At 70.2% G+C, this 13,492-nt stretch carries 13 protein-coding genes; 2 read left to right on the top strand and 11 right to left on the bottom strand.

Annotated elements, in window-relative coordinates:
• Positions 1–7 precede the first annotated feature (7 nt).
• Genes pseI through pseB form a run of 8 tightly spaced genes read right to left on the bottom strand, consistent with a single transcriptional unit; the run spans position 8 to position 8,362 of the window.
• Positions 8–1,057, bottom strand: coding sequence for a pseudaminic acid synthase (pseI, locus tag WG923_RS11555; RefSeq protein WP_340351113.1), 1,050 nt, complete (start codon positions 1,055–1,057; stop codon positions 8–10).
• A gap of 1 nt (position 1,058) precedes the next feature.
• The gene (gene pseG, locus WG923_RS11550) at positions 1,059–2,597 is read right to left on the bottom strand and encodes a UDP-2,4-diacetamido-2,4,6-trideoxy-beta-L-altropyranose hydrolase (protein WP_340351112.1); all 1,539 of its coding nucleotides are present in this window, start codon (positions 2,595–2,597) and stop codon (positions 1,059–1,061) included.
• Between the two features lie 4 nt (positions 2,598–2,601).
• The gene (locus WG923_RS11545) at positions 2,602–3,885 is read right to left on the bottom strand and encodes an aminotransferase class III-fold pyridoxal phosphate-dependent enzyme (protein WP_340351111.1); all 1,284 of its coding nucleotides are present in this window, start codon (positions 3,883–3,885) and stop codon (positions 2,602–2,604) included.
• Positions 3,882–4,547, bottom strand: coding sequence for a class I SAM-dependent methyltransferase (locus WG923_RS11540; RefSeq protein WP_340351110.1), 666 nt, complete (start codon positions 4,545–4,547; stop codon positions 3,882–3,884). Before WG923_RS11540 ends, WG923_RS11545 begins: the two co-directional genes overlap by 4 nt.
• On the bottom strand, positions 4,544–5,329 hold the full coding sequence (locus WG923_RS11535; RefSeq protein WP_340351109.1) for a glycosyltransferase family protein: 786 nt from the start codon (positions 5,327–5,329) through the stop codon (positions 4,544–4,546). Before WG923_RS11535 ends, WG923_RS11540 begins: the two co-directional genes overlap by 4 nt.
• The gene (locus WG923_RS11530) at positions 5,314–6,204 is read right to left on the bottom strand and encodes an aldo/keto reductase (RefSeq protein WP_340351108.1); all 891 of its coding nucleotides are present in this window, start codon (positions 6,202–6,204) and stop codon (positions 5,314–5,316) included. The genes WG923_RS11535 and WG923_RS11530 overlap by 16 nt, the downstream gene beginning before the upstream one ends.
• Complete coding sequence (pseC, locus tag WG923_RS11525) at positions 6,201–7,355, bottom strand: UDP-4-amino-4,6-dideoxy-N-acetyl-beta-L-altrosamine transaminase (protein WP_340351107.1); 1,155 nt, start codon at positions 7,353–7,355, stop codon at positions 6,201–6,203. Before pseC ends, WG923_RS11530 begins: the two co-directional genes overlap by 4 nt.
• Entirely contained in the window at positions 7,352–8,362 is a 1,011-nt protein-coding gene (gene pseB, locus WG923_RS11520; RefSeq protein WP_340351106.1) for a UDP-N-acetylglucosamine 4,6-dehydratase (inverting), read from the bottom strand. The genes pseC and pseB overlap by 4 nt, the downstream gene beginning before the upstream one ends.
• Positions 8,363–8,433: 71 nt before the next feature.
• Between pseB and WG923_RS11515 the strand changes: the two genes are divergently transcribed.
• Positions 8,434–10,365 carry a polysaccharide biosynthesis protein gene (locus tag WG923_RS11515; RefSeq protein WP_340351105.1) on the top strand — a complete coding sequence of 644 codons (1,932 nt, stop codon included), beginning with the start codon at positions 8,434–8,436 and terminating at the stop codon, positions 10,363–10,365.
• Here the strand turns inward: WG923_RS11515 and WG923_RS11510 are convergent.
• Positions 10,264–10,896 (bottom strand): LON peptidase substrate-binding domain-containing protein, encoded by a 633-nt coding sequence (locus tag WG923_RS11510; protein WP_340351104.1) that lies wholly within the window; start codon positions 10,894–10,896, stop codon positions 10,264–10,266. The two genes, WG923_RS11515 and WG923_RS11510, sit on opposite strands and share 102 nt — an antisense overlap.
• Positions 10,897–10,943: 47 nt before the next feature.
• Here WG923_RS11510 and WG923_RS11505 point away from each other — a divergent pair, with 47 nt between their 5' ends.
• Positions 10,944–11,489, top strand: a complete 546-nt coding sequence (locus tag WG923_RS11505; protein ID WP_340351103.1) for a YggT family protein — start codon at positions 10,944–10,946, stop codon at positions 11,487–11,489.
• Between the two features lie 143 nt (positions 11,490–11,632).
• On the opposite strand, the gene accD is transcribed toward WG923_RS11505, so the two are convergent.
• Both accD and trpA read right to left on the bottom strand, forming a co-directional pair.
• A complete protein-coding gene (gene accD, locus WG923_RS11500) occupies positions 11,633–12,505 on the bottom strand; it encodes an acetyl-CoA carboxylase, carboxyltransferase subunit beta (protein ID WP_340351102.1) in 873 nt (290 codons plus the stop codon).
• 151 nt (positions 12,506–12,656) lie between these two features.
• Positions 12,657–13,466 (bottom strand): tryptophan synthase subunit alpha, encoded by an 810-nt coding sequence (gene trpA / locus WG923_RS11495; protein WP_340351101.1) that lies wholly within the window; start codon positions 13,464–13,466, stop codon positions 12,657–12,659.
• Positions 13,467–13,492 lie beyond the last annotated feature (26 nt).

Below are 13,492 nucleotides of genomic sequence, written 5' to 3'. Positions count from 1 at the left end.
GGCCCGTTCAGCCGATCAGGTCCCAGCCCAGGGGCGTGCCACGTTCGATGTCGCGCGTGGCCTTCTTGCCCAGCGCAATGGCCTGGTACTTCGGTGCGAGCCCATGGCCGGGGCGGATGATGCGCAGGTTCTCCGGCGTGAAGGCCTCGCCTGCCGTCATGTCCGCGACGACGTAGACGGATCGGCGATAGGCGAGCGACTGGCGCTCGGCCTCGGTGGGCCCGTAATGGACCGCGCCCAGCGCCTGCCAGGCACGCTCGGTCTCGGTGACGAGCGACTTCAGTTCGTCGGGTTCGAGCGAGAACGCGCTGTCCACGCCGCCGTCCGCGCGCCGCAGCGTGAAATGTTTCTCCACCAGCACCGCGCCGAGTGCCACCGCGCCGACGGCGACGCCGATGCCCATCGTGTGGTCGCTCAGGCCCACCTCGCAGCCGAACAGGTCACGCAGGTGCGGTATCGTCAGCAGGTTCGAGTCCAGCGGCGTGGCCGGATAAGTGCTGGTGCACTTGAGCAGCACGAGGTCCCTGCAACCGGCCGCGCGCGCGGTGCGCACCGCTTCATCGAGTTCAGCGACGCTCGCCATGCCGGTGGACATGATCACGGGCTTGCCCGTCCTCGCGACCTTCTCGATCAGGGGCAGGTGGATGTTCTCGAAGGACGCGATCTTGTAGCAGGGCACGTCGAGCGATTCGAGGAAGTCGACCGCCGTGTCGTCGAAGGGCGAGGAGAAACCGAGCATGCCGTGCTGCCGGCAGCGCTCGAAGAGGGGCGCGTGCCAGTCCCACGGCGTCTGCGCCTGCCTGTACAGGTCGTGGAAGCTGCGGCCGGCCCAGAGGCTGGCGGGATCCTGGATCGAGAACTCCCGCTGCGGCGCCGCGATGGTCATCGTGTCCGGCGTGTAGGTCTGGATCTTCAGCGCGTGCGCGCCGGCCGCGGCGGCAGCGTCGACGATCTGCAGCGCGCGCTCCAGCGACTGGTTGTGGTTGCCCGACATCTCCGCGATGACGAAGGGGGCGGCATCCCGGCCGATGCGCCGGCCCGCGAGCGAAAAACCCATGTTATGTGCCTATGTGCCGCTGGAACAGGTGACAGAGCTCGCCGCCGCGGTCCACGCGGGTCTCTTCGAAGCCGAGGGCGCGGAAGATGCGCACCGATGCCGCATTGTCGCGCCGCACCCAGCCCAGCACCTGCGAAGCCCCCAAGCGTCGGCCTAGCACTTCCAGGGCGCCGGCCAGCAGCCGCGTGCCGTGGCCCCAGCCGCGGAACGCGGGGTCGAGCGAATAGCTGATCACCCACTGCGCCTCCTCGCGCTCGAAGCGCACTGTGCCCACGGGCGTGCCCGCAGGCGAGGTGGCGACCAGGATCAGGCACGCGTCCGGATGCGCCAGGCGGGCCGCGAACCAGGCGTGGTGCTGGCGCGGCGCGATGCGCTCCGGGTGGAAGGCCAGGGCGCGCGCCTGCGGGTCGTTGGCCCATTCCAGCAGCAGGGCTTCGTCGGCCGCGGTCGCGTCGCGCCAGGCCAGCGTGGGTTGCACGGCCAACGCCAGCACGGCGGCGACGCGGGCGCTGCCGCGTCCGTCCACCAGCGCGCGGGCGGCGCGCGCCAGGGCCAGCCTTTGCCGCGGCTGCGCCACCAGGCGCGCCACCGCTTCGCCGAGGCGCTGCGGATCCTGCACCCATTCGACCGCACCGAGCGCAGCCAGGTGCGGCAGCACCGCCTGCTGGTTGGCGGCGATCTGCACGGCCACCGAAGGCGCGCCGATGCAGCAGCGCTCCCACGCCGCCCCGCCGCCGGAGCCGACCTGCAGGTCGTGGCGGGCGAAGAAGGCCCGCAGGTCCGGCAGGTCCGTCGACACGCGCGTGCCGGGCCAGCGTTGCGCCAGTTCCCGCTGCCGCGCCAGATGCGGGCTGCGCGCGCTGGAAACGAGCTCGATGTCGCCGGCGAACCCGGCGTCCTCCCGGCAGGCGCGCAGGGCCGCGCTGGACGCATCGTTCGCGTCCGCGCCGCTGAGGAAGATGCCGATGCTGCGAACGGTGCGGCGGAACCGGTAGCGCGGCGCGCTCGCGTATCCGGGGGCGAGCAGGGCGTAGCGCGGGCCGAGCAGCGCGCGCGCGTGCGGCGCGATGCGGCCGACGTACTTGTTCCCGGCAGGCGGCTGCAGGTTCTGGTCGATGAGCAGGTCGACCGCATGCGGGCGATCCGCCAGGTCGTCGATGGCCGCGATGCGCCCACCCGTGGCTTGCGCCATCGCCTGCTGCCAGCGCGCGTCGAACGCATAGTGGTCCACGAGCACCCAGTCGGGGGCGAAGCCGGCGAGGGCCTGCGCGGTCTCCCGCGCGTCCTGCGGCCAGGCCACGCCAGCCCAGGCGGCATGGGCAGGATCGTCCGGAGGCGGCGCGAAGCCGGGTTCGGCGCGCGGCAACCAGGCGACACGCACCCCATCGCTGATGGCGTCCTCGCTCACCGCGTCGTGCGCGCGGCACACCAGCAGCGTCTCGACCCCCTCGTCCTGCAGGGCACGGGCCAGCGAGACGCAGCGCCGCACGTGCCCGGTGCCGATGCGCACGGAAGCGTCGGTGCGCAGCGCCACCCGCATGGCCTCAGCGCACCTTGAACAGCGGCTGCAGCACCTCGCACTGCAGCAGCGGGCGGATACCCCTGGCGAGACCGCCGGCGATCACGCCGAAGACCTCGTCGTAGACGGCCGCGAGCCGGTCGAGGTCCGCTTCGGAGTGCGCGTAGCTCAGGTTGTGCGTGCCGTAGGCCAGCACCCCACGGCGGAAGACTTCCTGCATGAACAGGGTCTTGATCTCCCACAGCGTGTGGCCGCGACCGTCCCGGAACTGCAGGAAGGACCAGGTCGGGTGGCCCGAGAGCGCCAGCACGTCGCCCAGCCCGTGGCGATCGATCGCGGCCTGCGTGTCGCGCAGCAGCCGCTCGCCGCGCGCGCGCATGGTGGGAATCACCGGCTCGCGCTGCAGCTTGCGCAGCGTGGCGAGCGCCGCGGCGAGCGACAGCGTCTCGCCGCCGAAGGTGAAGGAGAAGAACACCTCCTCCATCATCTTCATCACGTCGGCACGCCCGGCGACGGCGGACACGGGATAGCCGTTGGCCAGCCCCTTGCCGAAGGTGGCCAGGTCCGGCGTGACGCCGAACAACTCCTGCGCGCCGCCCATCGCGTAGCGGAAGCCGGTGATGGTTTCGTCGAACACCAGCAGCGCGCCCTCGCGCCGGCACAGCGCCTGCACTTCCTGCAGGAAGTCCGGCTTCGGCTCCACGACGTTCATCGGCTCCAGGATCACGGCGGCGAATTCGCCTGGGTGCGCCTTGAACAGCGCTTGCAGTGAGTCCGCGTCGTTGTAGGCCCAGGTGTGGGTGAGGGCGCGCACGGCCTCGGGAACGCCGAGGTGGCGCGCGGTCGAACCGATGTACCAGTCCTGCCAGCCGTGGTAGCCGCACACGGCGACGCGTTCGCGCTTCGTGAACGCGCGCGCCACGCGGATCGCGCCGGCCGTCGCGTCGGAGCCGTTCTTGCCGAAGCGGACCTTTTCCGCGCAGGGCACCATCTCCACGATCTTCTCGGCGACCTGGACCTCCAGCTCGCTGCTCAGCGAAAAGATGGTGCCGCGGTGCAACTGCTCCTGCACCGCCTGCGTGACGTCCGGGTCGCAGTGGCCCAGCGTGACGGAGCACAGGGCGTTGATGAAGTCGACGTATTCGTTGCCGTCGACGTCCCAGACGCGGCTGCCTTGAGCGCGGGTGGCGAAGTAGGGCGAGACGCCGAGCGGGAATTGCGTGCGGCTCTTGCTGAAGGTCTGGGCGCCGAGCGGGATCACCTGTTCGGCGCGGGCCAGCATGGCCTCGGAGTTCTGGTAGCGGTTCATGCGGGGTCGATGGGGGCGTAGCCGCCCGAGTTGTCCTTGGCGAGCACCTGCACGGCGAGGCGCTCGCCGGGGTCGGCGTCCCAGCGCGCGGCGGCATGCGAGAAGGGGCGCTTCTCCGCAAGCACGTACTGCGGGAAGCCCAGGAACATGCGGGCGTGGTCGGTCTTGAAGCTGCTCACGCCGGCGGCGTGGCTGTAGCGGCGGCGCACCGGCGCGTCGGGGTCGAAGTCCACGATCGCGAGGAAGCCGCCGTCCTTGAGCACCCGGTCCGCCTCCGACACCACGCGCGGCAGCAGCGGACGGTCGACGACATACAGGCAGAAGCCGAACCAGACGAGGTCGAAGCTTGCGTCGGCGAAGGGCAGGCGGTCCGCCGTGGCCACCTGCAGGTCCAGCGCCGGGAATTCCTTGCGGCCCGCCTCGACGGCGGCGGCCGAAGGATCGATGCCGCTGCCCGCGCAGCCCGGGTCGCGCCGCAGGCGCTCGAGATTGAGGCCGTTGGCGCAGCCGATCTCCAGCACCCGCGCGCCCGGCCGCACGTAGCCGCGGATCACCTCCAGCGGCAGCGGGCTTGCCGCGGCCTGCGAGGGGGCGTAGCCGGCGGCGTTGCGCCGGAAGTAGGCATCGCCTTCACCGGCGAGGAAAATGTCGCGCTGGGTCATGCCTGCGCGTCCTGGCGCAGCGAGCGCAGGTAGCCCTCGTTGCGTTGCGTGCCGGCGTTGATGGCGGCCAGCTCCGGGTGGGCGCGCAGCAGGGCGAGGACGTCCTCCATGCCGAAGTCCGGACGGCGCGCGTACAGGTGCTCGTACACCTGCGACACGAACACGAAATCGGCCGGATCGTCGACCGTCCAGCGCAGCCCCGACAGGTCCGGCGCGTGCCGCACCTCGCGCAGTGCGTAGCGGCGCGGCTGCGAGTGGATGAAGGGCGTGACGTGCTCGCGCTCGCTAGTCTTGCGTGCGTCGCGCCAGGCTTCCTCCAGCACCGCGAAGCGCATGCACTCGGCATCCAGGCCGTCCGGAAAGCTGGGGTGCAGCGCGTTGGAGGCGTAGTCCACGCCCGGCGCGCGGCAGGCCTGCACCACCTGGTCGATCACGGCGGGGTCGGCCAGCGGGCAATCGCCGGTCAGGCGCACGAAGAAAGCGGGCGCGTGCGGCCGCGCCGCGCGCACCATGCGATCGAGCACGTCGTGCAGGTCGCCGCGGAAGACGGGGACGCCGAGCTGTTCGCACAGCGAGGCGATGGGCGCATCGTCCGGGCTGTCGCTGGTCGCCACCACCAGCGTGTCGAGCGCGCCGCAGCGGCGCACGCGTTCGATCTGGTGCTGCAGCAGGGGCTTGCCGCAGGTGCGCAGCAGCACCTTGCCGGGCAGCCGGGTGGAGCTCATGCGCGCCTGCAGCACGGCCACGGTGCGGCCTGGCGGGGGATTCAGGTCTGGTTCCACTGGCGGGGATCCGTGAAGGACGGATTGTCCACTGCCCATCCGGACCAGTCCATCGCGGGGATGGTTTGCCAGGCGTCGACCAGGGCGCGTACTTCCCCAGCGGAAGCCGCGCCGATCACCGCAACATCGAAGGCGGGTTGCGAGCGGAAGAAGGACAGGCAGGCCTGCACCGCGCTCATGCCGCGCGTGCGGCATTCCTCATGCAGGCGTTGCGCCCAAGCCCCATGGTCCGGAAAGCGCCGGGCGATGAAGGAGGGATCCGCAAGCAGCAGCCCCTGCAGGTACAGCGAGCGGACGTGGATCTCGACGCCGGCGTCCCGCAGTCGCTGCACCGTTCCGTCGGCCAGCAGTCGCTGGTCGGCGATGCTGGCCGGCAGCTGCACGGCATCGAGCCGGTAACGAGCCAGCAGGGCCCGAACCTGTTCGCCGTCGTAGACCGAGACGCCGATGCGCGCCGCGCGGCCCGCGTCCTGTTCGCCGCGCAGCCACCGGTAGAGGGCCTCGCCACCGGGCACGAGCAGGTCGTCGGCGTGGTGCACCAGCAGCGTGTCCGCGCTCGCGGCGCGCAGGTGCGCGAGGGAATCGCGAAACGCCGTGTCGACCCGGCTCACCGCCTGGGCGTCGACCTGCACGCTGCGCAGCGGCAGTGTCTTCGTCACGATCCGCCAGGCCCGCGCCGGGCCGGCGGTGAACACCTCCCCCAGCGCCCGTTCGCTGTCGCCGTAGGCGGGCGCGGTGTCCAGGATGCCTACGCCGCCTTCCCAGGCGCACTGCAGCATGCGCAGCGACTCCTCCGCGGCGACGCGTCCGTGCGCGTTCGTGATCCCGTAGTCCAGGCCGAACTGCGCGGTACCCAGCGCCAGCTGCTGCTTCAAGCCAGCTCCGCGCGGACGGCGGCGATCACCGCCTCCACGTCCGCATCGCTCATCCCCGCGTGCAGCGGCAGCGTGATGGCGCGGGCGTAGTAGGCCTCGGCCGCCGGGAAATCGCCGCGTCGGAAGCCGAGCGCCTGGTAATAGGGCTGCGTGTGGATCGGGATGTAGTGCACGTTGACGCCGATGCCGCGCGCACGCAGGCCTTCGAACACGGCGCGGCGATCGCGCGTGACCTGCGGAGCGAGCTGCACGGGATACAGGTGCAGCGCGGAGCGTCCTTCCGCGTCCGGCGGCGGCAGCACGAGCGGAAGGCCGGCAAACGCCGTGTCGTAACGCGCGCGCACCGCGTGGCGACGCGCCAGGAACTCCTCGATGCGGAGCAGCTGGCTCGTGCCCAGCGCCGCCTGCAGGTCCGTCAGGCGGTAGTTCCAGCCGAGGCTGTGCTGCTCGTAATACCAGGGGCCGTCCGGCGTCCCGCTCATCTCCGCGGTGTCGCGCGTCATGCCGTGCGAGCGCGCCAGCTCCATGCGGCGCGCCAGTTCCGGGCGGTGCGTGAGGGCGAGTCCGCCTTCGGCCGTGGTGATGATCTTGACCGGATGAAAGCTGAACACCGTGACGTCCGCGAGACCGTGGCCGCCGACGTGGGCGCCATGGTAGGTGGCGCCGATCGCGTGCGAGGCGTCCTCCACGATCGCGAACCCATATGCGTCCGCCAGTTCGCGCATCGGCGCGAGCTGCGCCGAGCGGCCCGCGAAGTCGACCGGAATGAGCACCTTGGGCAGCCGGCCGCCGGCCTTTGCGCGCGCGAGCTTCTCGCGCAGCGCGGGCACGGACATGTTCAGGTCGACGGGGTCGATGTCGACGAAGTCGACGTCGGCGCCGCAGTAGCGCGCGCAGTTGGCGGAGGCGAGGAAGCTGTTGGGGCTGGTCCAGACGACGTCGCCGGGGCCCACGTCCAGTGCGATACAGGCGACGTGCAAGGCCGAGGTCGCGCTGTTCACCGCGACCGCGTGCGGCGCGCCCACGTAGCGCGCCACCGCCTGCTCGAATGCCGGCACGGCGGGTCCCTGCGTCAGGAAATCCGACGCGAGCACCGCTCGGACCGCCTCGATGTCCTCGGGAGCGATCTGCTGGCGGCCGTACTGGATCATGCCGCGCTCGCCTGCGCCGCCCGGTGGAAGTCGCGGATCTGGGCGGGCGTGAGGAAGTGCGTGTTGTTGCCCGAGTTGTATTCGTAGCCGGTGGTGACCGGCTCACCGCGTTCGCCCAGGCCGTCCTCGGTGTAGTCGGTCTCGACCGTGAAGAACCGGATCGTCGGCCGGATCACGAAATGCTTCGGGAATTCCAGCGTGAGGTGCGAGTCGTCCGACGGGCACATGATCTCGTGCAGCTTCTCGCCCGGGCGGATGCCGACGGTGTGCGTGGGCAGCCCCGGAGCGACGGCTTCGGCCAGGTCCGTGATGCGGATCGACGGGATCTTGGGCACGAAGATCTCGCCGCCGCGCATGCGCGCAAAGTTCTCCAGCACGAAGTCGACGCCCTGCTGCAGGCTGATCCAGAAGCGCGTCATGCGCGGATCGGTGATCGGCAGGCTCTTGGCACCCTCGCGCACCAGCCGCTCGAACAGCGGCACGACGGAGCCGCGCGAGCCGACCACGTTGCCGTAGCGCACCGCCGCGAAGCGGGTGCGGGCCGTGCCCACCATGTTGTTGGCCGCGACGAACAGCTTGTCGGAGGCCAGCTTGGTCGCGCCGTACAGGTTGATCGGGTTGGCGGCCTTGTCGGTGGACAGGGCGATCACCTTGTCCACCTTGTTGGCGATGGCCGCCTGGATCACGTTCTCGGCCCCGTGCACGTTGGTCTTGATGCACTCCATGGGGTTGTATTCGGCCGCTGGCACCTGCTTGAGCGCCGCGGCGTGGATCACGTAATCGACGCCGTTCATGGCCTGCAGCAGGCGCTGCGGATCGCGCACGTCGCCGATGAAATAGCGCATGCAGGGCGCGTCGAAGCGCTGCTGCATCTCGTACTGCTTGAGCTCGTCGCGCGAGAAGACGATCACGCGGGCCGGCTGCCAGCGCGCCAGCAGGGTCTGCACGTAGCGCTGGCCGAAGGAGCCGGTGCCGCCCGTGATGAGGATGGATTTGTCGTTGAACATCGGAAGTGCGGCGCCTCGCGGAGTCTCGCGGAGGGCTCGGCCTCGCGCCTGAAGGACAATAGGATACCTCCATGCCCTTGCGCCGCCCTTCGCCCCTCGTCCTGACCAACGCCTTGCAGGCGCTGGTGGACGCGTTCCTGCTCCTGCTCGCCTGGGGGCTGGCGTTCTGGCTGCGCTTCAATCTCGACATGCCGGAGGAGTTCCAGCACGTCGCGCTCGTCACGGCGCCGGTGTGCGTGCTGGGGTACGCGCTGGGCCTGGGGCTGCTGCGGGTGCATCGCCAGGTCTGGGACTTCATCGGCCTGCCGGACCTGCGCCAGCTGGCGATCGGGGTGCTGCTGGGGGCGGTGCTGACGTCCTTCGGCGTGCTCATGCTGCGCCTGACGAACTTTCCCCGCTCGGTGATGCTGCTGCACCCGGTGCTGGCCCTGGTGCTCCTGGGGGCGGTCCGAGCGGCGTGGCGCACGGCGGCGGAACACCCGGGGGCGGTGCGCAGCGGCCGCCGCCCGCTGGTGGTGGTCGGAAGCCTGCAGGATGCCTCCGGCGCGCTGCGGGCGCTCAAGGGCTCTTCGCAGTGGGATCCGGTGGCGATCGTCTCGCCGCTGCGGGCGGAAGTCGGCCGCGCGCTGCAAAGCGTGCGCGTGGCCGGCAGCGTGGGCGAACTGCCCCAGGTCTGCGAGTTCGTCCATGCGCAGAGCGTGCTGGTGGCCAGCCCGCCCGGTTCGGCGGAACGGCGGGAGGCGTTGATGCTGGCCGCCGACGCCGGGATCACGCTGCTGCACATGCCCCGCGCGGACCAGTGGCTGAGCCCCCAGCCGGAGGGCGCGCGCCAGGTGGAACTGGACGACCTGCTCGGGCGCGACCCGGTGGCGCTGGATGTCGGCAGCCTGGCCGAGATGTTCTCCGGCCAGACCGTGCTGGTGACCGGCGCGGGCGGCTCCATCGGCTCCGAGCTGTGCCGGCAGATCGCGCGCTTCGGCGCCGGCCGGCTGGTCTGCGTCGATCTCTCCGAATACGGCATCTACGAGCTGGAACAGGAGCTGCGGCAGGCGCATCCGCAGATGGACGCCGTGTACTACACATGCAACGTGCGCGAGGTCGAGCGCCTGCGGGCGATCGCCTGCGAGCACCAGCCCACCGTCGTCTTCCATGCCGCCGCCTACAAGCACGTGCCGCTGATGGAGGACCACAACGCGATCGAGGCGCTGCGCACCAACGTCGCCGGCACCGTGCACGCGGCGCGGGCGGCGGCGGCCTGCGGGGCGCGGCGCTTCGTCATGATCTCCACTGACAAGGCGGTGAATCCCACCAACGTGATGGGGGCGAGCAAGCGCCTGGCGGAGCTGATGGTGCAGGCCATCGCGGCGCAGGAACCGGGCACCGAATTCGTGTCCGTGCGCTTCGGCAACGTGCTGGGCTCCAGCGGCTCGGTGGTGCCGCTGTTCACGCGGCAGATCGCGCGCGGCGGGCCGGTCACGGTGACGCACCCGGAGATCGTGCGCTACTTCATGACCATTCCCGAGGCCGCGCAACTGGTGCTGCAGGCCGGCCTGATGGGGCGCTCGGGACAGATCTTCGTGCTGGACATGGGCGAGCCGGTGAAGATCGTCGAGCTGGCGCGCATGCTGATCCGGCTCTCGGGCAAGACCGAGGATGACGTCCCGATCACCTTCACGGGACTGCGCCCGGGCGAGAAGCTCTACGAGGAACTGCTCGCCGACGACGAGACCACCGAGCCCACGCCGCATCCCAAGCTGCGCATCGCCAAGACCGGCGGGCCGCTGCCCGAGGTGGGCGAGGTGCTGGGCTGGCTGGAGGAGGCCGGGGCGCACCCGGCGCCGACGGAGGTGCGCGCCTGGCTGCGCCGGCGCGTGCCGGAGTTCACCCCCGCGGCCGAGGGTTCAGGTCGTGATCCCGGTCCGCGTGAGCACGTCGCTCACCAGCTCCAGCCGGACCAGGGGGTTGTCCAGCTCCATCAGCCGCTGCTTCAGCGCCACCGGTAGCGGCAGCAGCTCGCACCAGCGGTTGGCGACCCAGCCGCAGTCGTCCAGCCGCCAGGGCGGCAGCAGCGGCATCGGGCCGGGCTGGTCAGCCTTGAGCTGGAGCGACTGGATCAGGCGCTGCAGCGCCTCCGCCGTGCCCTGCAGGTCCTCCGGGATGGGCACGCTCATGTCGGCCGGCAGCCGCTCGACGTCGGCCACCCACAGGCCGTGCCGGAGCTGGTCGCTGGCGGTGATGCGAAAGCGCTGCGTGCCGGTGGCGCGCACCAGCATCAGGCCCGCCTGGGGCTGCTCGTAGTCGTGGATGGTGGCCAGGGTGCCGACCTGCGAGAAGGCTTCCTGGGCGCCGGGCTGCCGGACCTCGTTGCCTTTCGTGAGGGAAACCACACCGAACGGCGCGCCAGCCTTGCGGCACTTGGAGATCATGTCGAGGTAGCGCACCTCGAACACGCGCAGCGACAGCAGACCGTCGGGAAAGAGCACCGCGCTGAGCGGAAACAGGGGCAGCGATTGCAGGGTCAGGGTTGCGGGCACGGGCGATTCCAGTGGCTGCCGCTATGATCCCACGACTCACCTGATCCATGTTCTTCCAGATCATTTCCTTCCTGCTCGACGTCGTCGCCGGCCTGCTGGGCGGCGCCTGCCTGTTGCGGCTCTACATGCAGGTGCAGCGCATTCCCTTCGGCAACCCGGTCGGCCGCTTCATCTTTGCGCTGACGGACTGGATCGTGCTGCCCCTGCGCAAGGTGCTGCCTTCCTACCGCAAATGGGATACGGCCAGCATCATCGCCGCCTATCTCATCGAACTGGCGCAGTTCGGGCTCCTGTGGCTGCTGGCCGGCCGCAGCGGCGGCCTGCTGGTGCCGGTGCTGGCAGTGTTCGGGCTGGTGCGGCTGGTGATTTCCGGCCTGATCGGGCTGGTGATCGTCTACGCGATCCTGTCGTGGGTGCAGGCGGACTCCCCCATCGCCGACGTGATCGACCGCCTGTGCGCCCCGGTCCTGCGCCCCTTCCGCCGCATGATCCCGCTGATCGGTGGCTTCGACCTGAGCCCGCTGGCGCTGCTGGTGGTGCTGCAAATCGCGGCGATCATCGTGGCGCATCTGCAGGATGCGGTGATCAGGTAAATCCGAAAAACCGGACTTCCGGACGCAGAGGACGCAAAGGGTACGCAGAGGACGCAAAAGAAAACCCTTTCAAGTTTTCTTGGATTTTTCTGCGCCCTCTGCGTACCCTTCGCGTCCTCTGCGTCCGGCCGTTTGGTTTTTGATTACTCCACAGCGTCCGCGGCCTGGCGCGTGAGCATCGCAAGCACGTTCGCCACGGTCTTGCGCAGTTCGCGGCGGTCGCAGATGAGGTCGACGGCGCCTTTTTCCTGCAGGAATTCGGCCCGCTGGAAGCCCTCCGGCAGCTTCACGCGCACCGTCGATTCGATCACCCGCGGCCCCGCGAAGCCGATCAGTGCCTTGGGCTCGGCGATCACCACGTCGCCCACGAAAGCGAAGCCGGCACTCACCCCGCCCATGGTCGGGTCCGTCAGCACGCTGACGTAGGGCAGGCCCTTCTTGGCCAGGCGCGTGAGCGAGGCATTGGTCTTGGCCATCTGCATCAGCGACAGCAGGCCCTCCTGCATGCGCGCGCCGCCGGTGGCCGTGAAGCACAGGAAGGGCACCTTCTGCTCGATGGCGGTTTCCACGCCGCGCACGAAGCGCTCGCCGACCACGCTGCCCATCGAGCCGCCCATGAAGTCGAACTCGAAGGCGGCGGCCACCAGGTTGATGCTGTGCACGGCGCCGCCCATCACGACCAGCGCGTCGGTCTCGCCCGTGTTCTCCATCGCCTCCTTCAGGCGCTCGGGATACTTGCGGCTGTCCTTGAACTTCAGCGGATCGACCGGCACCACCTCCTGGCCGATCTCGTAGCGGCCCTCGGGATCGAGGAAGGCGTTCAGGCGCGCGCGCGCCCCGATGCGGTGGTGGTGGCTGCAGCTGGGGCAGACGTTCTGGTTCTGCTCGAGGTCGGTCTTGTACAGCACCGTCTCGCAGCTGGGGCACTTGATCCACAGGCCTTCCGGCACGCTGCGCCGCTCGTTCGGATCCGTCGGCTGGATCTTCGGGGGCAGCAGTTTTTCCAACCAGCTCATCGTTCAGTTCTCCAACGCGGTCTGCGCGGGGCGCGCCGCAAATTTTCGCAGGGCATCATCCAGTGCCACCGCGGAACCGGCTTTGCCGGGCCGCGGGTGGCGCCCCCTTGAGGGGGAGGCGCCGAAGGCGCTTCGGGGGTGGGCCAATCCCTCAGGAGTCTAGCGCCGCGCGGATCTCGCGCAGGAAGGACGAAATCGCAGGAAGGACCTGGTCGCGCGGCTGGTCTTCCACGATCTGGATGACCTTGCTGCCGATGACGACCGCATCGGCCACGCGGCCGATCGCCTTCGCCGTCACGGCATCGCGGATGCCGAAGCCGACCCCGACCGGGATCTTCACGTGCCTGCGGATGCGCGGCAGCGCTTCTTCCACGGCGGCGGTGTCGAGGTGGCCGGCCCCGGTCACGCCCTTGAGCGACACGTAGTAGACGTAGCCGCTCGCCACCCGCGCGACCTGCTGGATGCGCTCGTCGGTGCTGGTGGGGGCGAGCAGGAAGATCAGGTCCAGCCCGTGCGACTTCAGCTGCGCGGCGAAGGCCTCGCACTCCTCCGGCGGGTAGTCGACGATCAGCACGCCGTCCACGCCCGCCGCCGCGGCGTCGCGCGCGAAGGCGCCCTGGCCGTGCGCGAGCTCGTAGCGCTCGACGGGGTTGGCGTACCCCATCAGCACGACCGGCGTTTCCGCATTCCGCTGGCGGAAGCTGCGCACCATGTCCAGCACTTGGTGCAGCCCGATGCCCAGCGCCAGCGCGCGTTCGCCCGCCTTCTGGATCACGGGGCCGTCGGCCATCGGGTCGGAGAAGGGCACGCCGAGCTCGATCACGTCCGAGCCGGCGTCCACCATGGCCTGCATCAGGTCCGGCGTGATGTCGGCGAACGGGAAGCCGGCGGTGACGTAGGGGATCAGCGCCTTGCGCTTTTCCCGGGCCAGTCGCTCGAAGGTGGCGGCGATGCGGCTCATTCTGCCTCCCGACGAGCCGCCTCCAG

Source organism: Ramlibacter sp. AN1133, from assembly GCF_037890035.1.
Lineage (GTDB): Bacteria > Pseudomonadota > Gammaproteobacteria > Burkholderiales > Burkholderiaceae_C > Ramlibacter.
Note: the sequence above shows the minus strand (reverse complement) of the source record. Positions and strands in the feature narration are given on the sequence as shown.

What these genes read in the sequence shown, in the direction of transcription:
- accD (WP_340351102.1), bottom strand. Translation starts at nt 12,505, where the DNA reads ATGAGCTGGTTGGAAAAACTGCTGCCCCCGAAGATCCAGCCGACGGAT.
- pseB (WP_340351106.1), bottom strand. Translation starts at nt 8,362, where the DNA reads ATGTTCAACGACAAATCCATCCTCATCACGGGCGGCACCGGCTCCTTC.
- trpA (WP_340351101.1), bottom strand. Translation starts at nt 13,466, where the DNA reads ATGAGCCGCATCGCCGCCACCTTCGAGCGACTGGCCCGGGAAAAGCGC.
- WG923_RS11505 (WP_340351103.1), top strand. Translation starts at nt 10,944, where the DNA reads ATGTTCTTCCAGATCATTTCCTTCCTGCTCGACGTCGTCGCCGGCCTG.
- WG923_RS11515 (WP_340351105.1), top strand. Translation starts at nt 8,434, where the DNA reads ATGCCCTTGCGCCGCCCTTCGCCCCTCGTCCTGACCAACGCCTTGCAG.
- pseG (WP_340351112.1), bottom strand. Translation starts at nt 2,597, where the DNA reads ATGCGGGTGGCGCTGCGCACCGACGCTTCCGTGCGCATCGGCACCGGG.
- pseC (WP_340351107.1), bottom strand. Translation starts at nt 7,355, where the DNA reads ATGATCCAGTACGGCCGCCAGCAGATCGCTCCCGAGGACATCGAGGCG.
- pseI (WP_340351113.1), bottom strand. Translation starts at nt 1,057, where the DNA reads ATGGGTTTTTCGCTCGCGGGCCGGCGCATCGGCCGGGATGCCGCCCCC.
- WG923_RS11545 (WP_340351111.1), bottom strand. Translation starts at nt 3,885, where the DNA reads ATGAACCGCTACCAGAACTCCGAGGCCATGCTGGCCCGCGCCGAACAG.
- WG923_RS11540 (WP_340351110.1), bottom strand. Translation starts at nt 4,547, where the DNA reads ATGACCCAGCGCGACATTTTCCTCGCCGGTGAAGGCGATGCCTACTTC.